The organism is Cytobacillus sp. QJM3NY_8 (assembly GCF_056173585.1).
Genome location: NZ_CM149681.1, coordinates 4,611,561 through 4,637,033, shown reverse-complemented (window position 1 = coordinate 4,637,033; position 25,473 = coordinate 4,611,561). Strand labels below are relative to the sequence as shown.

Annotated in this window: 25 protein-coding genes, 2 pseudogenes and 1 riboswitch; of the genes and pseudogenes, 18 read left to right on the top strand and 9 right to left on the bottom strand. The window is 41.9% G+C overall.

Translation table 11 applies throughout. The annotated features are described in order from the left end of the window. Positions 1 to 39 precede the first annotated feature (39 nt). The 3 genes from AC0VZ9_RS23790 to AC0VZ9_RS23780 all read left to right on the top strand — a co-directional run bounded on the left by AC0VZ9_RS23790 (position 40) and on the right by AC0VZ9_RS23780 (position 3,974). Positions 40 to 1,134: an HD-GYP domain-containing protein gene (locus tag AC0VZ9_RS23790; RefSeq protein WP_009331725.1), complete on the top strand. Its 1,095-nt coding sequence runs from the start codon at positions 40 to 42 to the stop codon at positions 1,132 to 1,134. Positions 1,135 to 1,205: 71 nt separating this feature from the next. After that, entirely contained in the window at positions 1,206 to 1,952 is a 747-nt protein-coding gene (yunB, locus tag AC0VZ9_RS23785) for a sporulation protein YunB (protein WP_009331724.1), read from the top strand. Positions 1,953 to 2,017: 65 nt separating this feature from the next. Then, positions 2,018 to 2,224: riboswitch (Lysine riboswitch) on the top strand. 172 nt (positions 2,225 to 2,396) lie between these two features. Then, a complete protein-coding gene (locus tag AC0VZ9_RS23780) occupies positions 2,397 to 3,974 on the top strand; it encodes a Na+/H+ antiporter NhaC family protein (protein ID WP_475396786.1) in 1,578 nt (525 codons plus the stop codon). 89 nt (positions 3,975 to 4,063) lie between these two features. Here AC0VZ9_RS23780 and AC0VZ9_RS23775 read toward each other — a convergent pair whose 3' ends face one another. Next, the gene (locus AC0VZ9_RS23775) at positions 4,064 to 4,945 is read right to left on the bottom strand and encodes a YsnF/AvaK domain-containing protein (protein ID WP_009331721.1); all 882 of its coding nucleotides are present in this window, start codon (positions 4,943 to 4,945) and stop codon (positions 4,064 to 4,066) included. A gap of 463 nt (positions 4,946 to 5,408) precedes the next feature. Here AC0VZ9_RS23775 and AC0VZ9_RS23770 point away from each other — a divergent pair, with 463 nt between their 5' ends. Further along, the gene (locus tag AC0VZ9_RS23770; RefSeq protein ID WP_009331720.1) at positions 5,409 to 6,926 is read left to right on the top strand and encodes a sodium-dependent transporter; all 1,518 of its coding nucleotides are present in this window, start codon (positions 5,409 to 5,411) and stop codon (positions 6,924 to 6,926) included. Next, positions 6,926 to 7,033 carry a methionine/alanine import family NSS transporter small subunit gene (locus AC0VZ9_RS23765; RefSeq protein WP_019382719.1) on the top strand — a complete coding sequence of 36 codons (108 nt, stop codon included), beginning with the start codon at positions 6,926 to 6,928 and terminating at the stop codon, positions 7,031 to 7,033. Before AC0VZ9_RS23770 ends, AC0VZ9_RS23765 begins: the two co-directional genes overlap by 1 nt. Positions 7,034 to 7,081: 48 nt before the next feature. On the opposite strand, the gene AC0VZ9_RS23760 is transcribed toward AC0VZ9_RS23765, so the two are convergent. Further along, complete coding sequence (locus AC0VZ9_RS23760; RefSeq protein ID WP_009331719.1) at positions 7,082 to 8,074, bottom strand: M23 family metallopeptidase; 993 nt, start codon at positions 8,072 to 8,074, stop codon at positions 7,082 to 7,084. Positions 8,075 to 8,387: 313 nt separating this feature from the next. On the opposite strand from AC0VZ9_RS23760, the gene lipA reads away from it, so the two are divergent. Continuing rightward, positions 8,388 to 9,305 (top strand): lipoyl synthase, encoded by a 918-nt coding sequence (lipA, locus tag AC0VZ9_RS23755; RefSeq protein ID WP_009331718.1) that lies wholly within the window; start codon positions 8,388 to 8,390, stop codon positions 9,303 to 9,305. 55 nt (positions 9,306 to 9,360) lie between these two features. Here the strand turns inward: lipA and AC0VZ9_RS23750 are convergent, their stop codons facing one another. Beyond that, the gene (locus AC0VZ9_RS23750; RefSeq protein WP_009331717.1) at positions 9,361 to 10,047 is read right to left on the bottom strand and encodes a YhcN/YlaJ family sporulation lipoprotein; all 687 of its coding nucleotides are present in this window, start codon (positions 10,045 to 10,047) and stop codon (positions 9,361 to 9,363) included. 167 nt (positions 10,048 to 10,214) lie between these two features. Here AC0VZ9_RS23750 and AC0VZ9_RS23745 point away from each other — a divergent pair, with 167 nt between their 5' ends. Continuing rightward, entirely contained in the window at positions 10,215 to 10,490 is a 276-nt protein-coding gene (locus AC0VZ9_RS23745; protein ID WP_009331716.1) for a YutD family protein, read from the top strand. Positions 10,491 to 10,555: 65 nt separating this feature from the next. Here AC0VZ9_RS23745 and AC0VZ9_RS23740 read toward each other — a convergent pair whose 3' ends face one another. Both AC0VZ9_RS23740 and AC0VZ9_RS23735 read right to left on the bottom strand, forming a co-directional pair. Next, complete coding sequence (locus AC0VZ9_RS23740; RefSeq protein ID WP_009331715.1) at positions 10,556 to 10,843, bottom strand: hypothetical protein; 288 nt, start codon at positions 10,841 to 10,843, stop codon at positions 10,556 to 10,558. A 99-nt stretch (positions 10,844 to 10,942) separates the two neighbouring features. Beyond that, positions 10,943 to 11,209, bottom strand: coding sequence for a DUF3055 domain-containing protein (locus AC0VZ9_RS23735; protein ID WP_009331714.1), 267 nt, complete (start codon positions 11,207 to 11,209; stop codon positions 10,943 to 10,945). A gap of 233 nt (positions 11,210 to 11,442) precedes the next feature. Here AC0VZ9_RS23735 and AC0VZ9_RS23730 point away from each other — a divergent pair, with 233 nt between their 5' ends. The 4 genes from AC0VZ9_RS23730 (at position 11,443) to AC0VZ9_RS23715 (ending at position 15,148) form a co-directional block, all read left to right on the top strand. Beyond that, positions 11,443 to 12,759 (top strand): EAL domain-containing protein, encoded by a 1,317-nt coding sequence (locus tag AC0VZ9_RS23730; RefSeq protein WP_009331713.1) that lies wholly within the window; start codon positions 11,443 to 11,445, stop codon positions 12,757 to 12,759. 15 nt (positions 12,760 to 12,774) lie between these two features. After that, complete coding sequence (locus tag AC0VZ9_RS23725; protein WP_009331712.1) at positions 12,775 to 13,215, top strand: DUF86 domain-containing protein; 441 nt, start codon at positions 12,775 to 12,777, stop codon at positions 13,213 to 13,215. Positions 13,216 to 13,580: 365 nt separating this feature from the next. After that, complete coding sequence (locus tag AC0VZ9_RS23720; protein ID WP_009331711.1) at positions 13,581 to 14,207, top strand: helix-turn-helix transcriptional regulator; 627 nt, start codon at positions 13,581 to 13,583, stop codon at positions 14,205 to 14,207. 173 nt (positions 14,208 to 14,380) lie between these two features. Continuing rightward, entirely contained in the window at positions 14,381 to 15,148 is a 768-nt protein-coding gene (locus AC0VZ9_RS23715) for a TIGR01457 family HAD-type hydrolase (protein WP_475396785.1), read from the top strand. A 58-nt stretch (positions 15,149 to 15,206) separates the two neighbouring features. On the opposite strand, the pseudogene AC0VZ9_RS23710 reads toward AC0VZ9_RS23715, so the two are convergent. Together AC0VZ9_RS23710 and AC0VZ9_RS23705 are read right to left on the bottom strand one after the other, a co-directional pair. Then, positions 15,207 to 16,369 (bottom strand): annotated as a pseudogene (locus AC0VZ9_RS23710) (IS3 family transposase). 100 nt (positions 16,370 to 16,469) lie between these two features. After that, a complete protein-coding gene (locus AC0VZ9_RS23705) occupies positions 16,470 to 16,973 on the bottom strand; it encodes a phosphatidylglycerophosphatase A family protein (protein WP_009331709.1) in 504 nt (167 codons plus the stop codon). A 256-nt stretch (positions 16,974 to 17,229) separates the two neighbouring features. Here AC0VZ9_RS23705 and yutH point away from each other — a divergent pair, with 256 nt between their 5' ends. The 5 genes from yutH (at position 17,230) to thrB (ending at position 22,767) form a co-directional block, all read left to right on the top strand. Continuing rightward, a complete protein-coding gene (yutH, locus tag AC0VZ9_RS23700) occupies positions 17,230 to 18,237 on the top strand; it encodes a spore coat putative kinase YutH (protein WP_009331708.1) in 1,008 nt (335 codons plus the stop codon). Positions 18,238 to 18,309: 72 nt separating this feature from the next. Next, positions 18,310 to 19,272, top strand: coding sequence for a 2-hydroxyacid dehydrogenase (locus AC0VZ9_RS23695; RefSeq protein ID WP_009331706.1), 963 nt, complete (start codon positions 18,310 to 18,312; stop codon positions 19,270 to 19,272). A gap of 206 nt (positions 19,273 to 19,478) precedes the next feature. Then, on the top strand, positions 19,479 to 20,777 hold the full coding sequence (locus tag AC0VZ9_RS23690; protein ID WP_019380026.1) for a homoserine dehydrogenase: 1,299 nt from the start codon (positions 19,479 to 19,481) through the stop codon (positions 20,775 to 20,777). Then, positions 20,774 to 21,835, top strand: a complete 1,062-nt coding sequence (thrC, locus tag AC0VZ9_RS23685; RefSeq protein WP_217026122.1) for a threonine synthase — start codon at positions 20,774 to 20,776, stop codon at positions 21,833 to 21,835. The genes AC0VZ9_RS23690 and thrC overlap by 4 nt, the downstream gene beginning before the upstream one ends. Beyond that, positions 21,832 to 22,767, top strand: coding sequence for a homoserine kinase (gene thrB, locus AC0VZ9_RS23680; protein ID WP_217026123.1), 936 nt, complete (start codon positions 21,832 to 21,834; stop codon positions 22,765 to 22,767). The genes thrC and thrB overlap by 4 nt, the downstream gene beginning before the upstream one ends. A 46-nt stretch (positions 22,768 to 22,813) precedes the next feature. Here the strand turns inward: thrB and AC0VZ9_RS23675 are convergent. Further along, a pseudogene (locus AC0VZ9_RS23675) lies at positions 22,814 to 23,035 on the bottom strand (NifU family protein); the annotation flags it as partial. 182 nt (positions 23,036 to 23,217) lie between these two features. On the opposite strand from AC0VZ9_RS23675, the gene AC0VZ9_RS23670 reads away from it, so the two are divergent. Continuing rightward, complete coding sequence (locus AC0VZ9_RS23670) at positions 23,218 to 23,541, top strand: YuzD family protein (protein ID WP_009331693.1); 324 nt, start codon at positions 23,218 to 23,220, stop codon at positions 23,539 to 23,541. 253 nt (positions 23,542 to 23,794) lie between these two features. Here AC0VZ9_RS23670 and AC0VZ9_RS23665 read toward each other — a convergent pair whose 3' ends face one another. Then, entirely contained in the window at positions 23,795 to 24,862 is a 1,068-nt protein-coding gene (locus AC0VZ9_RS23665) for an NAD(P)/FAD-dependent oxidoreductase (RefSeq protein WP_009331691.1), read from the bottom strand. A gap of 276 nt (positions 24,863 to 25,138) precedes the next feature. On the opposite strand from AC0VZ9_RS23665, the gene AC0VZ9_RS23660 reads away from it, so the two are divergent. After that, positions 25,139 to 25,378, top strand: coding sequence for a YuzB family protein (locus AC0VZ9_RS23660; RefSeq protein ID WP_009331689.1), 240 nt, complete (start codon positions 25,139 to 25,141; stop codon positions 25,376 to 25,378). The last annotated feature ends 95 nt before the right edge of the window (positions 25,379 to 25,473 follow it).

Sequence of the window (25,473 nt, the reverse complement as noted above, 5' to 3'; positions counted from 1 at the left end):
ATATAAAGTAGCACTGAAAAAAGGATATGGGAGATACATATGAGATTAGCAGCAACCAATACAATTGAGACTGGCAGCGTTTTGGCCAAGGCAATATATAATGACAAGGGTCAGGTCCTCTTGCATGAAGGTGTGGAGCTGGCTGATAAATTGATACATAAATTGCAGGAAATGGGTATTACGTATGTGTATATCAGGGATTGGCGCACTGAAGATATCCAATATAAGGACCCTCTGTCTGCCAAAATGCGAACGATGGCTATCCAAACCATAGAATCGGTTCTGAAGGAAGTAGGAGCAAATAAAGATTTATCAGGCTCTTTAGTGATTGAGAAAGCCTCTAAACGGCTATCAGGGCTAATTCGTCAGCTAATCGATGAAATAAGGGGAAATAGAGAGCTGCTTACGATCTTATCAGATGTTTATACATATGACCACTATATTTTCACACACTCCCTGAATGTAACCCTTTATTCTCTGGCAATCGGGATGAAGCTTCAGCTCCTGCCAAAGGAACTTGAAATCCTGGGGCTAGGTGCTATTCTCCATGATGTAGGAAAAATGAAGGTGCCGGCAGATATTCTTTTGAAACCGGGTAAATTGACAGTGAAAGAATTTGAATCAATAAAGAAGCACCCTGAAGATGGATTTAATATATTAAGAAAAGTAGAGACGATTCCGCTCCTTGTTGCACATTGTGCCTTTCAGCATCATGAGCGTTTGAATGGTACCGGCTACCCGCGCGGCCTTGAGGGAGACGAGATACATGATTTCGGCAAGATTATTGCGATTGCCGATGTGTTTGATGCAGTAACATCTAATCGCATTTACAGACAGGCTATGCTTCCGCATGAAGGTCTGGAGATTTTGTATGCAGGGGCAGAAAAGTTATTTGATAAGAGGATAATCGAAGTTTTTCGTCAAGCGGTCGCTGTATATCCTGTGGGTGTTACAGTCGAGCTGAATGATGGCAGGAAAGGCGTTGTCTGCCGGCAGAACGCGGGTCTGAGTGATAGGCCTGTCATCCGCATACTTGAAGAAAAGGGCAGGAATGTCGAGCCATATGAAGCAGATTTGAGGATTGAATTGAATTCTGTCATTATAGGATGCGATACGACTTTTGTACAACAATAAACTATTTTGGATTTTTGAGCCTAGTTCCCTCCTTTACAGCATACATATAGCTTGTAAAGGGGGGATTTGTTTTGGCAAAATTTCGCGGCCGGCTGCCCCGGAAAGGTCCTCTGCCATTTCGCTATGTATTTCTATTGACCTTTATATTTTTCGTCATCTCAACTGCTGCCGGCCTATGGATTATCAACGAAGGGCTTAAGCCCACACTTATGAGCTATGCCGATTCACAGACAAGGAAAATCGCATCATTGGTGATAAACAATGCGATTAATAAAAAAATTACCAATGTGATGGATTTGGAAGATATGTTTGAAGCAAGTGAAAGCGGTGTTGTCAGCATCAATGTTGAAAAGCTGAACAGGGTCAAAGCGGAAGTAACCGAACTGGTTCAGGATAATATTAAGAAAGCGGAAAAGGGCGATTTGGATGCTTTGGAGTCCTTTACAGACGTGGAAATCAACACGGAACAAATGGAGAATACAAATGGAATTGTTTATTATGTGCCGCTTGGCCAGGCAACCAATAATGCGCTTCTCGGAAACTTGGGTCCCCGGATACCGGTAAAATTTAATGCAGTGGGCTCTGTTACCTCCAATTTTATAACTGAAACAAAGGATCATGGCATTAATAATGTTGAAGTAAAGGTTCTGGTACGCCTGGATGTGCAGGTTCAAATCATTATTCCTTTTGCCACCAAAATTATCACTGTACAGGAGGATGTGCTTGCCGCTTATGGTATTTACCCAGGAAAGGTCCCGCAATTTTATAATGGCGGAGGGGGCACCTCACCATCAATAGAAATACCGGCCGGCCAATAACACTTGCAAATAGATTAGTATTTTGATAAAATTTCAATATAATTTCATAAAAACCTTATCATATCCGATGGGGTAGAGGCGCAAGATTCAAGAGTACGCTGTGCGAGGATGACAACTAAGACCGCAGCCGAAAGGGAATGTTGCCGAAGCATGATTAGTGAGTCAGAACTAATCTTGCTGGGGTTACTTCGAATAGGAGTAACACTGTCATTATGAGGGGAAAGTATGAATATACTTTGTCAAAGCCTTCATAATGGGGAGCTACAGATCGTGATGGAGAAACTAATTACTTCAAAAGAGTAATGATAGATTTTTCTCTATCGTTACTCTTTTTTTATTTTGACTCTGTCATCATCCTTGTTGTTTCCCCTGCGAAAAGCGGAAGGCGCCCGCTTATCGGCGCCTGTAGCTGGACACCAATCAAATTTCAGAGGAGGACAAGTAATGGCAAACACGATTTTCTCCCTGCTTCCGCCTTTGGTAGCAATCACCATGGTTATCCTGACCAGGCGTGTATTGCTGTCATTGGGAGTGGGAATCGTAACAGCCGCACTATTGCTGGCTGAATTTAGCATCACAGAAACATTCAGCATCATTTGGGATGCTGTAAAAGGAATTTTTGTTTCAGAGGGAGAGCTGAACACCTGGAATGTATATATTATTTTATTCTTGCTTGTATTAGGAGTTATTACTGCATTTATATCTATTTCAGGCGGAAGCCGCGCATTTGGAGAATGGGCGATGAAGCGGGTCAAGACCCGTGCAGGCGCACAGATTGTCGGAGCTGTTTTAGGTATTATCATATTCATTGACGACTATTTCAATGCTCTGGCAGTCGGCCAGATTTCACGTCCGATTACTGACAGGCAGCGCGTTTCCCGTGCGAAACTTGCCTATTTGATTGATTCGACTTCAGCACCTGTTTGTGTGGTTTCACCAGTATCAAGCTGGGGAGCATACATCATTGCGCTGATTGGAACTATCCTTGCTGCCCATAATGTTAGCGAGTATTCAGCTTTCTCGGCATTTATTCAAATGATTCCAATGAATCTTTATGTATGGGCTACACTCGCTATTGTGTTTATTGTTGCAATAAGGGGCATCGAAATTGGGCCAATGAGGGTACATGAGAAGCGGGCAGTTGAAGAGGGACTTGTAATGGATCCTGAGAAGCCTGCACCTGGTGAGCTTAAAGACGACCTTCCAACAAGTTCAAAAGGATCAGTCGGAGATCTTGTGTGGCCAATTATTGCCCTAGTCATTGGTACAGTTGGTGCGATGCTTTGGACGGGGTCACAGGCGGTTGAAGGAAATGCGACGATCCTGCAAATTTTTGAAAACACAGATGTATCGAAGTCACTTATCCTTGGCGGCCTCGTAGGTCTAGTGGTTTCAATGGGATTATTCTTCCGTCAGGCCTTTGTTTTGAAAGGTGTTAACGCAAATGTTTTTGGCAAAGGGGTATGGGAAGGCGTAAAATCCATGCTTCCAGCTGTTTATATCTTGCTGTTTGCCTGGGCGATTGTTGATCTGATCGGCCGTCTGGAAACTGGAAAGTATTTGGCAGGTATTGTGGAAAGTTCCAATATGAGCACTTCATGGCTTCCGCTTTTACTTTTCCTCATCGCGGGAATTATGGCATTCAGTACTGGAACCTCATGGGGATCTTTCGGCATCCTGCTTCCGATTGCTGGAGACATTGCTGCAGCAACAGATATCGCGCTGTTATTGCCGGCTATGTCAGCTGTCCTTGCCGGAGCGGTTTTCGGAGATCATTGTTCACCTATTTCCGATACAACGATTCTTTCCTCAACTGGAGCAGGGTGTAACCATATAGACCATGTGATGACGCAGCTTCCATACGCCTTGATTTCAGCGGGTATCGCAGCTGTTGGTTATTTAATCGTCGGGTTTACTGGCAGCACTGCTATCGCATTACTCACAGTGGCTGTTCTTGTTGCGGCATTTGCTTTCCTTGGCCGTGGCAAAAAAGAAGCCTGGCAGGAAAATAAGGCTAGTTAAAAACCTATAGAAAAAGGCTTTCTCTTTGAGAAAGCCTTTTGGTGTTCATCCATCATATTAAAGAGGTCCCCGGGAAGGGACCTTTTTAATTATAGGTTGTCATTATTTCTTCTATTAAGAGAACGATCTAAGTCTTCATCGTCAGTAACATATTCATGGCCGCCTTCTAGATGCACTTCTTCTTTCTTGAGGTTTTCTTTAACCTGCTGGGTTTCCTGAACTTCCCGTTTGCCTACGACAATTTCTTCGGTGACAACAGGCCTTTTGGAGACTTCTACACGCTCTTCTGTAATTGGGATCCTGATTGTTTCCTCATCTGATATAGGTGATGTGCTTGCGCCAGTTGGATCATCCACTTTTCTTCTTTCTACATACACTTCTTCATGCTCTACCGGTACATTAATTGCTTTTTGTTCTTCCACAACATCTTTATGGATTTCAACTTCTCCGGCTTGAACGCGTTCTTTTGACACATCCAGCTGTTCTTCCCGAAGTTTTAATGATTGTTCATCTTCTTCAGCGGGATTCCTCTGCTGGCTATATCCCCCATTGTAAGTGCTGTCCACATTGGCTTCAGCAGTTCCGGCATTGGTAAAGCCTGTTGCAGTATCCATTCTATCACTGTATAAAATGATTTTTCCCTCGTTTACATAAGCTTCATACTTGCGTGCTTCATCATCTGACATGCCCAGTTCCCTGAACTTTTCACCTGCAGAGTCGCTGCTCATGCGATCATCATCAAACCATGATGCCAGACTATTTAAGAATCCCGCGCTCTCGCTGCTGTCTCTATCTTTAGTCTCGAAGGTCTCTGTATGAACACCGGTTTTATCTTCAAGAGACGTATCCAGGTGTTCTGTCTGTCCAATGATGGATAGATCTTGAACAGGGTATCCGTCATTCTGCAGTTCTTGAATGGCATTTACTACTTCCCTTTGTGAATTATAAACTCCGATAATATTGGCATCCATTTGTAAAAACCTCCTTTGTAGTGCTTTATGCTATATTTGGTAATGGTTAAGCACATTGGTTATATTCCCGGGTCTTAGAAGAGCAAACAAGGTTAATTTTGGCATCTTACCAATTTTATTTTGAATTTTCTGAATAAAAAATGAAAGTTTTTAGCTTTTAAGAATAAATTTTACTAAGGGGGTGAGGACAAAGAATATATTGATCAGCTTTGGTGGAATAACTCCTGGCCGAGTTGAATTCTAATGATAATTAAAATACGAGTATACTAATTTTTTATGTGCTTTACTCTGGCAATGTACTAAAATAAATTATTTCGAAAAATAATACTATTAGGAAAATAATGTTTTGACAGATTATCAAAAACTAGCTATACTAGGCTTAGTTAGATTTAATTATCTGAAAATATAAAAAGTTCCCATTGTTCTTTTTAATTGGGAATATTTACAGGGGGTAGTAATTACTATGGAGAATCGTCCGCAGTGGGGATCCAGAGCTGGCTTTATAATGGCAGCAGTGGGTTCTGCAATTGGTCTAGGAAACATTTGGCGTTTCCCTGCAGTTGCATATGAAAATGGAGGGGGAGCATTCTTTTTTCCGTATTTATTTGCTCTGCTGACAGCAGGTATACCGCTTCTGATTATGGAATTTACAATTGGCCATAAGTATCGGGGTTCAGCACCACTGTCTTATGCTAGATTAAGTAAAAAATACGAATGGTTAGGCTGGTGGCAGGTAGCCATCTCATTTGTCATTTCAACATATTATGCGGTTATTATCGCATGGGCGATGTCTTTCGCAGGCTTTTCGTTTAATCTCAAATGGGGTGACGATCCAAACGGATTCCTCTTTGGAGAATATTTGAAGCTTTCTGAAACGCCAGGAGATATTGGCGGGATTGTCCCAGGAGTTTTTATTCCGTTAGTTATTGTTTGGGTAGTAACACTTGGCATCCTGTTCAAGGGAATTAAAAAAGGCATCGAAATCGCGAACAAAATCTTTATTCCTGTCCTTGTAGTTTTATTTTTAATTATTGTTGTTCGCGCATTGACGCTTGATGGAGCTATTGCCGGCTTGGATGCATTCTTTAAGCCGAACTGGGAGATGATTGCAGAACCTAAAGTTTGGGTTGCGGCATATGGCCAGATCTTCTTTAGTTTATCAATTGGATTTGCCATCATGGTAACATATTCAAGCTACCTTCCTAAGAAAACGGATCTGACAAATAGTGCTTTCATTACAGGTTTTGCAAACTCTGGATTTGAACTTCTTGCAGGGATCGGAGTTTTTGCCGCATTAGGATTCATGGCTGCACAGCAGGGTGTGGGTATTAATGAAGTTGTATCATCCGGTGTAGGATTAGCATTCGTGGTATTCCCGCAAATCATTAACGAATTCCCTGCTTTAAATGGGTTATTCGGGTCTTTCTTCTTTATCTGTTTAACACTGGCGGGCTTAACTTCGCTAATTTCAATTGTTGAAACATTTGTTGCCGGAGTACAGGATAAGTTTAATGTATCACGTAATAAAGCTGTTCTTGTTGGCGGCGGTTTATCTGCTGTTATTTCCATCCTTTTTGCTACACAGGGCGGTTTATACTTCCTTGATGCAGCTGATTACTTCATTAACCAGTTTGGAGTTGCTTTGGCAGGACTTGTCCAGGTTGTAATTGTTGGATGGGTTTTAAAAGAATTGAAAAATCTTCAAAACCATGCAGATGCTGTTTCCGATATAAAACTTGGGGCATGGTGGAAAGTGTGTTTAATTGGAATTACACCAATCGTGCTTGGTTATATGATGATTCAAAACATTATTACGAATGTTAAAGATAATTATGAAGGATATCCTACAAGCTTCCTGCTCTATTCAGGATGGGGAGTAGCAATTGGAGCCATTATCTTAGGCTTTGTGTTTATGGCAATTAAAAAGAACGAAACACAGACTAAGCTTACGATCCCAAATGATAAGGAGGTATCTCAATAATGTCTGGTGGCGCAATTACAATGATGGTGGTTGGGATGCTCATTATCTGGGGCGGTCTGGCAGCAAGTATCATGAATGCCGTATCTAAAGCAAAAAAAGCTAAATAATAAATAATGAAGGACTGCCTGGTTAAATAGGCAGTCCTTTATTTATGTTTATTTTCTTCTTGCTTTTATCCGATCCTGTCTTTCCCATAATCTTAAATGAGGATATGGATCATAGGACCACTCAGTATAGCCATTGTCTTTGTATATGCCATAATGGAGATGGGGAGGGAATTTACCTGATGTACCCGGAGGCCCGTAGCCGGAGCTTCCTACCCCTCCTATCATCATCCCAGGCTCAACGATTTGCCCAACTTTCAGATCTTTTGCAAATCCGCTTAAATGGGCAAAGTAATGATAGTTATTATTAATATCACGGATGCCGATTCTCCATCCTCCATATTTGTTCCAGCCTTTCATTTCCACTATTCCATAAGATGTAGCCCGGACGGGCACCCCGTAATCAGCGAAAATATCTGTTCCTTCATGAATCCGCCTTCCGCCCCATCCTCTGGCGTCACCCCAGGTATTTCTGTAGCTGTAATTGCTCCTCAAAGGGACAGGGAAGGTGTGATCATCAAGATCAAGGCGGCCGAACTGCTTATAAATTTGGGCTTTGCCGATAATGATGCCGACAGCTTTATCGCGTTTATAATAATTCCACAATCCAATTTTTAAATTATCATGGTCTGTACCATATGAGAGAAGGAATTTGGCAAAGGAATGAAGAACATCTTCATCACTTTTCAAGCTGGCTTTTCCGTCCCCGTCCCCGTCCATTCCTATTCCATTGAAAAATTGTATGGATGTAGGATTCTCATCGGATGGATCTGGGTTCAATATTCCCGCCCACTCTTCAGGTTTAAAATAGATGCCTGTAATGCCTTCTGCTTTGGGAATATCCCTTCTGGACTGCCGGACATTCCGTTCATACTGATCAATCCCCGCAAGGTAATACCAGGGGATGTTCGTAACAGCTTCAACTTTTTTATATAAGGTCATTCTTTGTTTATATACATCAGCTTGATTTTCTTGGGCGCTGACTGTGCATAAGGAAATCAGAAATAACGATAAGGCCGCAGCTGCGGTAAATAATATCCGCACGGAAATCCTCCCTTCTTTTATGGTCTGCTTATTTAGTTTGTGAGGAATGGATAATTTAATAAATATCAATTAATGGTAATACCAGAATCTTCGGCTTGTCCTCTTCAATTCATTATGATAAAGTGGCATCAGGTGAAGTCTAATCAGCTTAGTCGGAATTTGCTTATGACAGGCTTTTTTAATAGGCAAGAATGTATTAATTCTGAAGTCAGATAACTGTCTGGCTCCAGCGCCTACCCCCTCGAGGCCTCAAGCCAAGGGTAAGGCGCTTGCGCCTTTCTTTCCGTCTAGCTTCAGTTTAAGGAGTGGGAAAATGAGCAAAAAAGAAGAGTACTTGCGCAAGCCTGAATGGCTGAAAATAAAGTTAAACACAAATGAAAATTATACTGGCCTAAAAAAAATGATGAGGGAAAAAAATCTGCATACTGTTTGTGAAGAGGCTAAGTGCCCCAACATTCATGAATGCTGGGCAGTAAGAAGAACGGCCACGTTCATGATTCTTGGGGATGTTTGTACGCGTGCCTGCCGTTTTTGTGCTGTCAAAACGGGCCTGCCAACTGAATTGGATCTTCAGGAGCCGGAACGCGTAGCAGATTCCGTAGCGCTAATGAACTTAAAGCATGCAGTGGTAACAGCTGTAGCAAGAGATGACTTAAAGGACGGCGGTGCTGCTGTTTTCGCAGAAACGGTCCGTGCCATCAGAAGAAAAAGCCCGTTCACTACGATTGAAGTATTGCCCTCAGACATGGGCGGTGTGTATGATAATCTGAAAATGCTTATGGATGCCCGGCCTGATATTCTTAACCACAATATCGAAACAGTTGAGCGCCTGACTCCAAGAGTAAGAGCGCGTGCAAAATATAAGCGCTCTCTTGAATTTTTAAAGCGTGCAAAAGAGATGCAGCCAGATATTCCTACAAAATCCAGCTTGATGATCGGGCTTGGCGAAACAAAAGAGGAAATAATTGCGGTAATGGATGATCTGCGTGCCCATGATGTTGATATTATGACAATAGGGCAGTATCTGCAGCCATCCAAGAAACATCTTAAGGTTTTGAAATACTATTCACCTGAAGAATTCCAGGAGCTGAAGGACATTGCAATGAGCAAAGGATTCAGCCATTGTGAAGCAGGCCCGCTTGTCCGCTCTTCCTATCATGCTGATGAGCAGGTAAATGCGGCATCTAAACAAAAGCAGCTTATGGGAGAAAAGGAAATCCAGGAAGCATAAGATAAAAAAAGAGTTCAGCGCCATCGCTGGACTCTTTTTTCATACTGCTGAATGATTAACGGTTACCTGCTTTCTTGACGTTTTCCCCAAGATCATCTTTATCCATATCATCGTTTCTTTCGCCTTGCATTTCACCGTTTTCATTTTCACTTTCACTCATTCTTTCTCCTTGAGGAGAATTAAGCATTTGTTTAATTAACTGGTTAATGCCATTTTCAGCATTACGTCCATCAGAATCAACTGTTGCATAGTTTTCAACATTTTTCCTTAATGAAGTATCATCACTTACATAGACATGATACCATCTTGGGACTACAGACATAGCCATCTTCTTCACCTGATCAGCTGTCTGATTGCGATTTTTTGTGTCAGTGTTATACACGATCAGGACTTCTTCATCTGTTACAAGAGTTGAAATATCGTCCACGTTCGGAACTTCAGTACAATATTTTCCGATAATATCTGCAACCTGCTCACGGTCAATGGCAGCATAGTGATCCGCTGAAACGTTGTCTCCCATAATTGGGCTTTTTTGATGGCGCACATATCCGAAGTCTTCACCGGTATTGTTTCGGCCGTTTCGCCCATTGCCCATATCCCTGTTGTATAAATCAGCACGCTGGTCATTTACATTTATGGTGTGACCGGTTTCTTCATAGATATCTTCTTTTGCGGCATTGTTTTGACAGGCAGTCAGTGCAGCCATGCCGCTAATGCCAAGAATGATTAGTGATTTTTTCACTATAAACACCTCCTCATCTATAGAATTGCCACTGCTGAATTTTTTTCTCTTAGTAATTGATGGGGAATCAGTTATAATTTAATTAGGACAAATATTGGTTTGTTTTCATATCCTGTGATTTCCAATATAATACTGGTACATATGCTTTTTAAGTTGAGGTGAATAAATTGGTCTGCATTAATAATATCTGCTATGAAGTGATTCAGGAAGAACGGGATGGTTTTAATGAGGAAGCATTTCGCGGGAGATACAGCGAAATTTTATCCAGGTATGACTATATTGTTGGCGACTGGGGATATGGTCAGCTTCGTCTCCGCGGCTTTTTCGATGATCAGAACCAAAAGGCTTCATTTGATACAAAAATAAGTACTCTGACCGAGTATCTTTACGAATTCTGTAATTTCGGATGTGCCTATTTTGTTGTGAAAAAAGTGAAAAGCTAAAAAGGGCAGGGGGGTAACCCTGCCCTTTTTTTGATGCTGCCTGCCCTTTGTTGGTGTACGCTTTTTTAAGTCTCTGTATATGGCGGTTCTTCATTTTTATCAGGGTCATCATGCGGCGGATGCGCCCCTGGCATTTGCCTCGGCAAGTTCTGATGGAGGGACTTGAACTCATAATTGAAGGCACTGTAATAGCGCTGGCCCTCCTGCCATGGGGTGCTTTTGTTCTCTACCGGCTCATCCGCATTTCTGGGAGAGCCATAGGCACCTTCAGGCAAGTCCTCGGGAATAAGGAAATTCCTTTGCGTTTCCACATTTGAGAAATCGGTGTATGTGCGTCTTTCTTTATCGTCCATGCTATCACTCCTTAGGAAGTTTATATGCAGCAGGGTCTTTAAAGAAAAAGGAGAACCCACAAAATAGGTTCTCCCTTAGTATCTGTTTATTATCGTATATTAAACGATTTCCATGAGAAATGACTTAAGCTCCTCTGCATCTTCCTCAGAAAGCTGAAAAACATGCTCAAGATAGCCTTCTTCCTTTAAATCATCTTCTCCAATAATGGCAAATCGGCTTCCCTGGATATCAAGGACCAATTGTTTGCCGTAATAGCGATCGGAACGAACAATAGCCAAATCGAATCGCTGGTTTTCTCCCATAAAGCTGACAAATCTGGTTTTTGTTTCTTCGAGATCATCATATAAGAAAAAGCGTTCTGCCAAATATAACACTCCTCAGTTGTTTTATATACCGATTATAGCATGTCCTTGTTGGGTTTATGTTCGAAGGGGATGAATCTTTTTATTCTCTTTTCACCCTTTAATGGCTAAATATATATTTTTTCTATTAAAGGAAAAAATACTCAATTCAAAATATTGTGATACAATAGCTGGTAGGGTAGCATAGTAATAAAGGCTTATAGCCAATACAAAAATAAAGCTGGCAGCTGAGAGGAATGAAAGGTATGGTCCACCATTACATAAAAAGATTTAAGCCGGTTGGAAATTGGGGCAAACTTATGCTTCCTTTAAATAAGATAAAGTATTTCCCTCCCCAATTCATTATCCGTGACCCGATTGCAGAAGGAGTAAATCTGGCGCTGAAACAAGGGTTTGAAGTGGCCGTTGCTGTTTTTAATTTTAAAAATTGGCAAGACCTGTCCGAACAGCTGGGTGAGCTTTCTTTCAGACAGTTTATAAAAAACATTAAGATCATATTTTTGGCAGTCATTCAGCGGGAACTTGAAGATAATCAAATCATTATCGTGCATGATCATTATAGCGATGGCCTTGCCTTGATAATGAAAGTGGACCATAGCAGGGATTGTGTGACAGAAATTGATCAAACACTGAAAAAAATTGTCAAAGAAGCTGAAAAATACATACATAGTGATACACCTCATATAAAGCCGGTTATTGATACGGGATATATGTTTGTTGAAAAGAAGTATTATTCGTCTGTTCAGGAAGCAGTCTACAAAGCCCATCAGCATGCACTCGCAATGGCCGAAAAAAGGGTCAGATCCGAGTTTAATGAAATGATGTACAAAATAAATAAAATTGTAGCGAAAAAGGATATTAAAATGCTGGCACAGCCGATTATTAATGTGGCTACAGGCGAGATAAAGGCTTGGGAAATGCTCACAAGAGGTCCGAGCGGCACTTCCCTGGAAAGCCCTCTACAGCTTTTTAGCATTGCTCGGCAGACGGGAAGCCTTTATGATCTGGAGCTAATCGTACTTGAGAAAACACTTCAACAGATAACAAAGACAGACTGCAATCAGGATATATTTATTAACTTCACCCCGATTACAATAGGGAATGAAAGGTTTGTGAGGGATGTAAAGAAAATGCTCACCGGCTATAAAAATATTCCCCCTGAACAGATCACACTTGAAATTACTGAACGTGATCCCATTGAAGGTATTGAAAACTTTATATACAATATAAAGGTATTAAGAACATTAGGATTTCGGGTGGCTGTGGATGACACCGGTGCAGGTTATGCCAGTTTAAATTCAATAAGTGAGATTATGCCGGATATTATAAAAATCGACCGTTCCGTCATTAAAGGCATTGATACGAACAGGGTAAAAGAATCCATGCTGAAGGGTCTCCTTTTAGTGGCGAAAGAAGCGGGTTCACTGGTGGTTGCCGAGGGAATTGAAAGTGAAGGGGAGGCATCGGTTCTCTCCAGAAACAATGTCGATTTAGCTCAGGGATATTTCTACGCTCGGCCGGATACTTTAACCAAGAGCCTGAAATCTTCATAGGAGGAAGGAAGCATTATGTATTTCGTAGACAGGGAAAAGATCGAAGACACACTTAGTTATCTGGAACAGCAAATCTCCCTTTTTGAAGAAGTGAAAGAGTGGACATCCCCTATTGAAAAGGCAGCCTTGGAACGGATTGCCCAAATTATGATCGAAGCTATCCTTGATACTGGTAATACGATGATTGACGGCTTTATCATGAGGGATCCAGGCAGCTACGATGATATCGTGGATATTCTTGACGACGAAAAGGTCATCAGCAAAGAAATGAGCAATAGCTTTAAACAGTTCATTACATATCGTAAAATGCTCGTCCAAAATTACACAGACGTCAATCATGAGGGGCTAATAACAGCTATAAGCAGTCATATGTCCATGATTAAAGAGTTTCCGGGCAGGGTCAGGGAGTATCTAACCAATGAACTGGGGCCGGTTTCTGCTTTTAAACCTCAATAAAGATCGGAGAAATCCGATCTTTTTCTCTGTATGGGAAACTATGAAATGGAACTGTATGAATAACTCTGTGGAAAGGCTGTCTGCATCTAGCTCCAGCGCCTAGCCCCTCGGGTCATAAGCCAAATCACTCAAGAAATCGGGACAAGGAACGCTTCGTCAGCGATTCATCGCCCGACCGAAGCTTGCTTTGGGAGGTTTCCTGCTTGATTCGTCTTATGCCTGCCGGACTTGCACTGGATGTGCTGGCTTCAACGTTCACCACAGGACGTGGCGGTTTTTAGTTGGAGTTCATCTGATCAAGATGCTTCCGCTTTTGTTCCTAGGGAGCATATTAGGCTTGAATAAAGAGAAGGGCGGTGAATGTCATGCATGTTGGAGAAAATTCAACAAAAGAAGAGATCTTGAGGTTAATTAAAACAACCGGGAAGCTTTCCATACTGGAAATGGCCAGAGAGCTGGGAATAACAGAAATGGCCGTCAGAAAGCATATTCAGGCTCTTGAAAAAGATGGCTTTATTAGATCTGCAATCCAGAGGCAAACAAAAGGGCGCCCTTCAAAGCTTTATCAGCTAACAGCAAAGGGCGAAGATCTGTTTCCGAAAAAATACAAGCAGTTAAGTGTTGAATTATTAACAGAACTTAAAAGCATGGGGCAGGGCCATTTAATTACAGAGTTGTTTTCAAGAAGGAAAAACCGCCTCGTACAGCAGTATGAGATTCAGACGGCCGGGAAATCTTTTTCAGAAAAGCTTCAAGTTCTTGAGGACCTTCTCCTGCTTGAAGGCTTTATGCCGGAATTGCTAATAGAGGAAGGCCAAGTCCACCTCAAAGAGTTTAATTGCCCATATATTGAAACAGCAGAAGAATTTAAACAAATCTGCAGGTCCGAAAAAGAGTTTATCAAAGATTTTCTTTCTGCTGATCATGTTGATATCAAATCCTGTATGGCTGCAGGTGATGGGTGCTGTCATTATATAATAAAGCAAGATTAGGCGGGGGCCCCTGTTCAAGGAGTTTTTTTGCGGGAATTACTTTATTATTCATCCTTGCAATCGTGAAAAATTGCACAATTCACCACGTTCCTTTAAGATAGCTTTTATGGGCGATAGCTCAGTTGAAAAATAGGGATATTAATAAAAGCATAGATCATTTGGGAGTGATGGCTGTGAAAAAATATAAAGGATACTTAATCGATTTAGATGGCACCATGTATCGCGGGACAGAGCTGATCAGTGAGGCAGCTGATTTTGTCAATAAGCTTAGGGAACTGGATCTTCCCTATTTGTTTGTGACGAATAATTCTTCCAGAACACCAGCCCAGGTAGCAGAGAAGCTTGTGAAGTTCGGCATTCCTGCCGAAGAAGGGCAGGTCTTTACAACGAGCATGGCTACTGCCAACTACATATATGAACAGCAAACCGATGCTTCAGTTTATGTGATTGGAGAAGAAGGAATACGGGAAGCGCTGGCTGAAAAGGGGCTAAACTTTGCTGAGGAGCATGCGGACTACGTCGTAGTGGGGATTGACCGCTCCATTAACTATGAAAAGCTATCCATCGCCTGTCTGGCTGTCCGGAATGGAGCAGCATTCATTTCCACGAACGGAGACATTGCTATTCCGACAGAAAGAGGGCTGCTTCCGGGTAATGGGTCACTAACCTCTGTCATTACTGTATCGACACAAACAGAGCCGGTGTTTATCGGAAAACCGGAATCGATCATCATGGAGCAGGCTTTAAAGGTGCTGGGAACAGCTAAGGAAGAAACCCTGATGGTTGGGGATAACTATGATACGGATATTTTAGCAGGAATGAATGCCAGTATGGATACCTTGCTTGTCCATACAGGTGTAACAACGAAAGAGCTATTGAAGGGTTATGACAAAAAGCCTGACTTTGTGCTCGATTCATTAGCGGATTGGGACTTTAAATAGAAAAGGATGGAGAAAAGTGCACATAACCCTGTCAAGTAGACATTGAAAAAAGAGTATACTAAGCTGCGGCCTTTTCTCGATATTCTATCGGGGAAAGGTCGTTTAATTTACTTTGAAAACGGTCTTGATTGTAAAAATGTATATAATCCTGAATTGCTACGTAAGCTTCTTCCATTGTTTTGGGACGTACTAAATAAACTTTCTCCGTCTTTAAATGAGAAAAGAAACACTCTATACAAGCATTATCATGACAGTTTCCTCTTCTTGAATGGCTGCCTATAACTTGGAGGTCCTCCTTCACTTGTTTTTCGTATGCTTTGGTTGTATATTGAAACCCCTGATCTGAGTGGATTAAAGCATTTTTTGCGAACTGCTTGCCTTCTAGCTGTTTTATAGTATCTATGACTAACTTAAGATCGTTCCTTTCAGATAACTGCCATGAAACAATTTCATTGTTATATAAGTCTAAAACAGCTGACAGATAGACAAACTCATCCCCAACTCGGATGTAAGTAATATCTGTGACGAGTTTTTCATACGGTTTTTCAGCAAAGAACTCCCGATTTAAGACATTGGGAAATAAAACGGATCCTTTTCATCCATAGAATGGACGTTTCTTGCGAATGACAGAACGAATACCTAATTCCCTCATTAATCTTCTGACCCGTTTATGATTAGCTACAATTCCCTCCCGGGAAAGAGCCCTTGTCATTCGTTTATATCCGTAGTAAGGATGCATTTTGTGGATGGCTAAGATATGCTCTTTTACTAAAATATTCTCCTCAAGACGGATTCTTCGTATAGGATTTGTATTGCGCCACTTGTAATATCCTGCTTTTGAAACTTCCCCAATTTTCAGTAGCCACGCAAGGGGATACTTTTCCCTTAAATTATCAATAATTTGAAATCGATCTGCTTTTAGGACCATTCCTTCCCATGTAGATTTGGATTGCGCTTTTTTAAGTATTCCACCTGCGCTTTCAGATAGGCATTCTCTTCTTCCAAATTATTAAAGTTTTTCTTATTCCAATGCCCACGCTGGTCATCAAATGATTCTCCGTTTCGTACTTTTTTAACCCAATTTGCAATTTGGGCATCACTTTTAATACCAAAATGTTCTCGAAGCTGTTTATAAGACCATTTCTCCTCCAACTTCAAACGAACAACTTCTCGCTTAAACCCCTCTGTATAGGTTTTAAAGGTTTGTCCTTTTTTGGCCATAGAAAAAACCCCTCCAAGTAGACTAGTAAGAACATCATATCATGTTCTCTTTTTTTACTGTCTACCTGAAGGGGATAATAACAAAGCTCTCCATCCTTTTTTATTCCGCATTTTCGGCACTGTGTGCCAGCCTGCTCGAAGCGGCTGCAGCGATAGCTCCGACAATATCATCGAGGAAGGTATGGCATCTTCCTGAACTCTTATCGTTCAGATCCTTCAGGATGCCAGGCTTCAATTTATCGATATATCCAAAATTGGTAAATCCAATGGAACCATATACGTTTACAATGGATAATGCCAGTACTTCATCCGCTCCATATAAACCCTCATCTGTAGCGATAATCGACTGCAGCGGCTCTAAGAGTTTCTTTTCCTCGGCCAGCATATCAAGCTGAATGCCCGTTAAAATGGCGTTTTGAACTTCTCTTTTTGATAAAACACGCTCAACATTATGAATGCAATCTTTCATTTGTAAATTGGGGTGATATTTCTCTTGGAGGAAGAACACTAAATCAGCTATATCCTGAATTTCTACCCCTCTTTCATGGAGCCATTTACGTGCTGTCTGCTCTGTAACGTTAACTGCTTTTTTTTCTTCATTCATTGGCTTCACCTTTTCTGGTTATTAAATAATTGCGGGAATGTCCAGGCCTAGCTAAGGTCCTGTGTTATGCACTTTTAGATTCTTTTCACTATGTATATACCCTTTTTTTATCAAATATGCCCGATGCCGCTGAAACGGAAAAATTTCATTTCCTGTATTATTTCCATGGTACACAGTCTTATCCAAGAAAACAACAAGTTTTAAAGTCTTCTATCATATATATTCCATAAGGATCTCTCTAAAATGAGGTGGTATAATGTTTAGAAAACTTTTGAAAGAACAATTTGGGATAGAAGCAGAGGATACGATGAGAATCGGAAAATATGATGCATGCCGAAAGCAGGGACAGCTTTATTTGCTTGTGCCTGCGGGGCATACAGATGAAGAAGAACTCGAAGAACTGGACCAAATGGCAGAACACCTTACCAATTGCGGGGATAGGAACATAAGCACTTTTATGAAAACAAAGGAAGGTAAACAATCAATTGATTGGAACGATAGCCGCTTTTGCATTCTGGTTAACCGGCATACACTGAGCAGAAAACAAAGTCAGTTTGGACGAAAGCTGGCAAAGTTCCATTACAGAGGCAGGAGCATTTCGTTTCCCGTGAAAAAAACAAGCAGAATCGGGCAGTGGAAACAGCTCTGGGAACAGCGGCTGGATCAAATGGAAAAGGTATGGAATGAGATGCTTTTCCAAAAGCCTGAAAATGATTTTGAGAGAATGTTTTTAGAGTCGTTTCCATACTATATGGGGCTTGCTGAAAATTCAATCCAATATCTTGTGGATACTGAGCTTGATGACGAACCAGAAATGGCAGACAGCGGAACCGTTTGTCATATAAGACTAACATCTGCCACCTGGGGAGACAGTTATTATATGAAAAATCCATTTGACTGGGTATTTGATCATTCATCCAGAGATTTGGCGGAATGGACGAGAGAGAAATATTTCCATAATATCAAAACGTATCAGCCGGATCTGCGCCAATTTTTATCGGAATATCAAAGTGTAGGGCCATTATCCTCCTTCTCATGGCGGCTATACTATGCTCGTCTATTATTTCCTCTCCATTATTTCGAAACAATAGAAAATTATTATGGTGCAGATTCTGAACAGCAGAAGCTTGTGCTTCAGGAGCGCCTGCAGAAGTATCTTTGGCAGTCTGACGATCATGAGCGTTTTCTGGGGGGATTTTTCGAATTTGCCGAGGTCCCCATCAAAAAACTCAGGATTCCTCTGGTGAATTGGATCAAGAGCTGAAAATAGGCAGGGAAATTCCCCTTACTTGGCGAATGGAACATAAGCTTGAGAATGTAAAGAGGGGATATTTTAATGAAACCATACGTATTTATCAGCAGGAAGCTGCCTGAAAATGTTATTGCCATTTTAAAAGAAAAGTACACAGTTGAAATGTGGGATCGGGAAGATGTGCCGGTACCTTACGATGTATTCTTACAGGAGGCGAGAAAAGCAGATGCCCTTTTAACTATGCTATCAGAGCCGGTGAATGAGGAAGTTCTGGAAGCAGGAGGGAAGCTGAAGATCATAGCCAATATGGCTGTCGGCTATGATAATGTGGATGTTGAGACAGCAAAAAGGCTCGGAATCACGGTGACCAATACACCAGAGGTATTGAATGATTCAACTGCCGACCTGACGTTTGCGCTTGTGCTCGCTGCTGCGCGCAGAATGGTGGAGGCTGCTGAGTTTGTGAAGAAAGGCAATTGGAAGAGCTGGAGTCCGCTGCTTTTAGCAGGGCAGGATGTACATCATAAAACAATCGGGATTGTAGGGATGGGGAATATCGGAAAAACAGTTGCAAAGCGTGCAGCTGGATTTGATATGGAGATTTTATATCACAATCGTTCGAGGAAGCCGGATGCGGAACAGGAACTGGGAGCCCAATATGTCAGCTTTGATGAATTGCTCGAACGCTCAGATTTCGTTGTCTGCCTGACGCCCTTGACAGAAGAAACAAGGAATTTATTTAACCGAAATGCATTCCAGAAGATGAAAGGCAAGGCTGTTTTTGTAAATGCCTCAAGAGGGCCGGTTGTAAATGAACATGATTTATATGAAGCACTGAAGGCAGGAGAGATTGCAGCGGCAGGATTGGATGTTTTTGCGGAGGAGCCAATTGGCGAAGACCATCCTCTGCTGGAGCTGAAAAATGTAGTGGCTATGCCCCATATCGGAAGTGCCAGCATAGAAACGCGCTATGCCATGATGCAGCTGTGTGTGGAAAACATTGATCTAGTCCTTTCAGGAAAGAAACCAAAAACACCAGTCGAATAGAAGTGATGAAGGCACCCCAAAGCAGGGTGCCTTTATTTATAGATAAAAAAATTTAAAAAATAAAATCGCAATAAATCAGTATGTGAAGCGCTTCCAGTCATTATTTTCGGAAAATTGCCTATTGTAAAAATGCCGCTTGACCCCTATAATGTCTACTATACAAATACAAATGTACTTGCATAGTGAACACTAAAGGGGGAGCTAGCGTGGAATCAATCTCAATCGGTTTATTAGGATTAGGAACAGTTGGATCGGGTGTGGTGCAAATCATTGAGAAACATCAGGATAAACTCATGCACCAAGTCGGCTGTCCGGTTGTTGTAAAGAGAGTTCTTGTTAAAGATGCAGATAAAGAAAGAGCAGTTAAAGTGGACAGGAATTTGCTGACGCTAAATCCTGAAGACATTTTAAATGATGCTGATATAGATGTTGTAATTGAAGTAATGGGCGGCATAGAAGAAACAAGAAATCATTTAAAGAAAGCTTTGGATAATGGCAAGCATGTGGTGACGGCAAATAAGGACCTAATGGCTGTTTATGGACCCGAATTGCTGGCTGCTGCTACGCAAAACGGGTGTGACCTCTTTTATGAGGCAAGTGTGGCCGGCGGCATTCCCATTTTAAGAGGGCTGGTAGATGGTTTGGCTTCAGACAGAATTACAAAAATGATGGGAATTGTGAATGGGACAACAAACTTTATTTTGACAAAGATGAGCAAGAATGGGAGCGCTTATGAGGAAGTTCTGAAAGAAGCCCAGGAGCTGGGATATGCGGAAAGCGATCCGACTGCAGATGTGGAGGGCCTTGATGCAGCAAGGAAAATGGCGATCCTGTCAACACTTGGTTTTTCCATGAATATTGACCTTGATGATGTAAAGGTTAAAGGCATTACAGATATTACAGAAGAGGACCTGCAGTACGGCAAGCAGCTTGGATACACCATGAAGCTGATCGGGATTGCTCATCGGGAGGGGGAGAAGGTGGAAGTAAGCGTTCAGCCGACTTTGCTGTCCGAGTCTCACCCGCTTGCATCGGTTCAGGATGAATACAATGCTGTATATGTATACGGTGAAGCGGTAGGGGAAACGATGTTCTACGGACCTGGGGCGGGCAGTCTGCCTACAGCTACTGCAGTGGTATCGGACCTCGTGGGTGTCATGAAAAATATGCGTCTTGGGGTAAATGGTAAGAGCGCGGTAGCCCCTCAATATGATAAGAAATTAAAAGGTGCAGATGAAATTTATTCGAAGTATTTCTTAAGATTGCATGTTAAAGATGAGGTAGGGACTTTTGCCAACATCACATCCATATTCTCAGAGCACCATGTCAGCTTCGAAAAAATCCTGCAGCTTCCTTTAAAAGAAAAAGGGCTTGCTGAGATTGTACTGGTTACCCACCAGGCATCTCTTAAGGATTATGAGGATATATTAGTAAGTTTAAGAGATTTGCCGGCAGTCCAAACAATTAAAAGTTCGTATCGTGTGGAAGGGAGCGCCAGAGTATGAGATGGGAAGGCCTTTTAAAAACATATAAAGATTTACTGCCTGTTAATGAAAATACACCAATGCTTACCTTAAATGAGGGCAACACTCCCCTGATCAGGCTGGATAAACTTTCAAGAGACTGGGGCATTGACCTCTATGTGAAAACGGAAGGAGCTAATCCAACCGGGTCATTTAAAGATAGAGGCATGGTTATGGCTGTTGCAAAGGCGAAAGAAGAAGGAAGTGATGCCATTATCTGTGCTTCCACCGGCAATACCTCTGCAGCAGCTGCTGCATATGCAGCCAGAGCCGGCATGAGATGTGTGGTTGTCATCCCTGAAGGAAAGATCGCCATGGGAAAGCTGGCGCAGGCTGTTATGTATGGAGCGGAAGTTGTATCTATTGAAGGCAACTTTGACCAGGCACTGGCAATGGTTCGGAAAATAAGCGAAACAGAACCTATTACTCTCGTAAACTCGGTTAATCCATATCGTCTTGAGGGCCAGAAGACAGCGGCCTTTGAGATCTGCGACCAGCTTGGAGGCGCCCCGGATATCCTTGCCCTGCCTGTGGGCAATGCAGGCAATATTTCTGCCTATTGGAAAGGGTTTAAAGAATATAGTGAAGTACGCGGCACTGATCTTCCAAAAATGCATGGAGTACAGGCCGAAGGTGCAGCGGCCATCGTTCATAACCGTGTGTTTGAAAATCCCGAGACGATTGCTACAGCCATCCGAATCGGAAATCCTGCGAGCTGGCACTTAGCCAATGCAGCATTGTCAGAATCAAATGGGAAGATTGATGAAGTCAGCGATGAAGAGATTCTTTGCATGTATCGTAAACTTGCTTCTTCTGAAGGGATTTTTGCTGAGCCAGCTTCGTGTGCTTCGCTTGCGGGAGTATATAAACAGCTTCGCAATGGGGAGATTCCGCATAAAACAAAGGTTGTGGCCATCCTGACTGGGAACGGACTTAAGGATCCTAATACAGCCATTGATTGCAGCCCTGTGAAGCCAGTTTTGCTGCCTAATGATGAAAAAGCAGTAGCGGATCATATCAAGGGAGCCGTTCACACATGAGCGAAGGTGAAATGGTTGTCATCAAAGTACCGGCCAGCACTGCAAATCTCGGGCCAGGCTTCGACTCGATCGGCCTCGCATTAAATTTATATTTGACGCTTGAAGCCGAGAGGGCAGATAAGTTTGAAATGATTCCTTTATCAGAGCCGCTAAGCATCTACCCTTTAGATGAATCGAATTTTATTTTTCAAGTTGCAAAGGGTACGGCAAAGAAGTATGGAAGAGAGCTTCCAGGATGCAAAGCCCGGATTTCAAGTGATATCCCCCTTACACGCGGACTTGGATCAAGCGCTGCTGCCATTGTAGCGGGAATTGAATTAGCTGACGCGCTTTGTGATCTTCAGCTGAGCCAGTATGAAAAGCTGGAGCTGTCATCACGAATGGAGGGGCATCCGGATAACGCAGGAGCTTCCCTTCTCGGAGGCCTTGTCATTGGCTGCATGTCAGAGGAAGAGGTTTCTGTCCAAAGCATTAAAAATATAAGTTTTGATGTTATAGCAGTGGTGCCAAAAGAAGAGCTCCTTACAAAGGAATCCAGAGGCGTCCTGCCTGAAGCATGGTCTTTTAAAGAAGCCGTACAGGCTGGGGCAGTCGGCAATGTCATGGTTGCAGCACTGCTTAGCGGGAATTATTCCCTGGCAGGCAAGATGATGAGTGCTGACTTATTTCATCATCCTTACCGCAAGAAAATGGTTCCCCATTTGGAAGTTATTGAAAAGGAAGCACCTCGTCTAGGAGCATTTGGAGTTGCCTTAAGCGGTGCCGGACCGGCGGTTCTCTGCCTTGCAGAGCCAGAAGGTGCTCCTGCAGTGGCTGAAGGGCTTCAGCGGATTTTTCCGGAAATGGAAATCCTTTCCCTCAAAATTGATCAGGTAGGCGTCACTGTTTTAAAAAAAAGCCTAGCTGAACTGGAAATAGGCCATACAGTATAAATAAAAAAAGCGATGTCATGCCGACATCGCTTTTTGTAAGGTAAAATTAAAATACTTGTTCTACTTCGACTACACCAGGTACTTCTTCTAAAAGAGCGCGCTCAATACCGGCTTTTAACGTAATCGTTGAACTTGGGCAGCTGCCGCATGCACCAAGAAGGCGCAATTTAACGATGCCATCTTCAACATCCACCAATTCACAGTCCCCGCCATCGCGAAGAAGGAATGGGCGCAATTTATCTAATACTTCCTGAACTTGTTCAGTCATAGTCGTTTGTTCTGCCATGTGAAATCGACTCCTTTCCATATATTTATTATAATCAAATCAGTCTTAAAAATCTATTCCAAGAGCGTAATTTCCACTCATTAGGAGAATATTTTATTAGGTTTGCTCTTTGTTAATGTTGTAAAATGAAGGTAAGAACAAGTTTTGCATAGGGGGAGAGAAGATTGAAAAAAGAAATTGAAATCACTGTGTATGGTGCAGAACAGCTTTGTCCAAGCTGTGTGAATCTCCCATCATCCAAGGAGACATATGAATGGCTGGAAGCGGCAGTATCCCGCAAATTTGCCAACCAGCCTTTTAAAATTGTGTATGTTGACATTCATAATCCGCCCGAAGAAGAGAACAAAAAAGAGTTCGCCTTGAGAGTGATTGAGGAGGATATGTTTTACCCGGTTGTCCTGATTGAGGATGAAATTGTTGGTGAAGGCAATCCGAAATTAAAAACAATCTATGCGGAAATGGAAAAGTACGGATACCAGGCAGTTTAATAAAAAATGAGCATCGAAAGGGATGCTCATTTTTTTATTTGGTAAGAGTTTCAGCTGATTCAGCTGGATATTGAAGTTGAATTTTCATCTCTACAGTATTTATACCAGAATATCGGTCAGATTTTTACTTTATCGGTCACTTCCTTTCAAATTAATTTTTCAGCAAAGTAATGGCGCAAATATAAATCAATCTCTATCGTTATCCGCGCTACTTTGGTTCAAACGTAAAAAAAAGAGCCCGCAATGGGCCCTCTTATCCGTTATGGTATTTATACATCCATAAAATCCCCGATTTTAGCAGGCGGGCAACACGTCCTGTGATAGGGCGTTCTGCGACTAGACCGAATCCGTGCTTTTTGCCCAATGATCCAAGAACTCCTTTAAGTTTGATTACTGGCAATGTTTCAGGGAGTTCCTCACCTTTCCAGCGTTTCAATAGGATTTGAACGATTTGCTCTGCCTGCCCTTCAGCAAGCTGGGCACTTGGTGCATGCGGAAGGCTTGCACAATCTCCTACGACATAGACATGTTCATTTCCAGGGATATTGTGATGCTTCGTTAAAACTACCCGTCCTTGCTGATCCTTTTCCACATTCATATCGCGAACCACTTTGTTCGGCTGGATGCCGGCTGTCCATACGATGGCATCACAGTGGATGGCTTCGTCATGATTATAAAGGGTTTTTTCTTCTACTTTAGTAATATTTGATTGGTTAATAATTTCTACATTATGTTCTAGAAACCAATTTTCTACATATGTGCTTAATCTTTCAGAGAATGCAGAGAGTATATGCTTCCCTCTATCGAACAATTTGACTTTCAAATCCGGACGGCTTTCATTTAATTCTGAAGCCAGTTCTACTCCGCTTAATCCTGCACCCACAATTCCAACAACAGAGCCTGGTGATAGATTATTTAAAGCTTCATACGTTCTTCTGGATTTTTCAATTGTTTGAATGCTATATGTGTGAATGTCGGCTCCCGGAACATTATGATACTTATCTTCACAACCAAGGCCTATTATTATATCATCATATAAAACAGGCTCCTCGCCTTGAAGATAAACCTTGTTTTCCTCTATGCTGATTTTCGTCACTTCACCGTATTTAATGGTCAATCTTTGATGTTCAGGGAATGATACACGCACATGCTGATCGGAAATGGTGCCTGCAGCAAGAGCGTAATATTCAGTTTTTAAACAATGATAAGGAACACGATCTATTAGTGTAATGGAGACATCATCAGGAAGCTGATTAGGCAAAAGGCGGGCAAGCGCCCTCATACCGCCATAACCTCCGCCAAGTATCACAAGATTTTTCATAGTATATTTCCCCTTTATGTCCGTACTGTTTACTTTCGCCGAACTCAAATAACGTTAATTAGTTATCTTAAAAAAATAAATAAATGATATTAATAACCTCAAACCCATAAAAAGTATAACGAAATTGTGTCAAAATCACAACACATATCAGCAGGAAACTTGACAATAAACGACATGAAGTGGTAAATATGTGCACTTTAAAGGAGAGAATGGAATCCATTTCTTGCAGAATTCAAGTAAAAAAGGTAGCATTAACAGGGTAGAGAGGTGAAAGATGTGATTAAGCCAATCATCGAATTTTGCATCAGCAATTTGGCCAGCGGCTCTCAAAAAGCGCTTGAAAAGCTGGAAAAGGATTATGACCTGGATGTCATAGAATATGGCTGTCTTGGGTATTGCGGCAAATGTGCAAGCACTCTTTTTGCGCTTGTGAACGGAGAAGTGGTTACTGGAGAAACGCCAGATGAACTGGTTGAAAATATATATCAATATCTGGATGAAAATCCAATGTTTTAATAAAAGGAGCGATTAAATTTCGCTCCTTTTTCTTGTGTCAAAAGTAACAAAGTAACCACTTGAATAACTGTCTGGCGCAAGCAGCCTGCCCCTTC

What these genes read in the sequence shown, in the direction of transcription:
- AC0VZ9_RS23790 (WP_009331725.1), top strand. Translation starts at nt 40, where the DNA reads ATGAGATTAGCAGCAACCAATACAATTGAGACTGGCAGCGTTTTGGCC.
- AC0VZ9_RS23780 (WP_475396786.1), top strand. Translation starts at nt 2,397, where the DNA reads ATGGCAAACACGATTTTCTCCCTGCTTCCGCCTTTGGTAGCAATCACC.
- AC0VZ9_RS23775 (WP_009331721.1), bottom strand. Translation starts at nt 4,945, where the DNA reads ATGGATGCCAATATTATCGGAGTTTATAATTCACAAAGGGAAGTAGTA.
- AC0VZ9_RS23770 (WP_009331720.1), top strand. Translation starts at nt 5,409, where the DNA reads ATGGAGAATCGTCCGCAGTGGGGATCCAGAGCTGGCTTTATAATGGCA.
- AC0VZ9_RS23765 (WP_019382719.1), top strand. Translation starts at nt 6,926, where the DNA reads ATGTCTGGTGGCGCAATTACAATGATGGTGGTTGGGATGCTCATTATC.
- lipA (WP_009331718.1), top strand. Translation starts at nt 8,388, where the DNA reads ATGAGCAAAAAAGAAGAGTACTTGCGCAAGCCTGAATGGCTGAAAATA.
- AC0VZ9_RS23740 (WP_009331715.1), bottom strand. Translation starts at nt 10,843, where the DNA reads ATGGACGATAAAGAAAGACGCACATACACCGATTTCTCAAATGTGGAA.
- AC0VZ9_RS23730 (WP_009331713.1), top strand. Translation starts at nt 11,443, where the DNA reads ATGAAAGGTATGGTCCACCATTACATAAAAAGATTTAAGCCGGTTGGA.
- AC0VZ9_RS23725 (WP_009331712.1), top strand. Translation starts at nt 12,775, where the DNA reads ATGTATTTCGTAGACAGGGAAAAGATCGAAGACACACTTAGTTATCTG.
- AC0VZ9_RS23720 (WP_009331711.1), top strand. Translation starts at nt 13,581, where the DNA reads ATGCATGTTGGAGAAAATTCAACAAAAGAAGAGATCTTGAGGTTAATT.
- AC0VZ9_RS23705 (WP_009331709.1), bottom strand. Translation starts at nt 16,973, where the DNA reads ATGAATGAAGAAAAAAAAGCAGTTAACGTTACAGAGCAGACAGCACGT.
- yutH (WP_009331708.1), top strand. Translation starts at nt 17,230, where the DNA reads ATGTTTAGAAAACTTTTGAAAGAACAATTTGGGATAGAAGCAGAGGAT.
- AC0VZ9_RS23695 (WP_009331706.1), top strand. Translation starts at nt 18,310, where the DNA reads ATGAAACCATACGTATTTATCAGCAGGAAGCTGCCTGAAAATGTTATT.
- thrC (WP_217026122.1), top strand. Translation starts at nt 20,774, where the DNA reads ATGAGATGGGAAGGCCTTTTAAAAACATATAAAGATTTACTGCCTGTT.
- thrB (WP_217026123.1), top strand. Translation starts at nt 21,832, where the DNA reads ATGAGCGAAGGTGAAATGGTTGTCATCAAAGTACCGGCCAGCACTGCA.
- AC0VZ9_RS23665 (WP_009331691.1), bottom strand. Translation starts at nt 24,862, where the DNA reads ATGAAAAATCTTGTGATACTTGGCGGAGGTTATGGCGGTATGAGGGCG.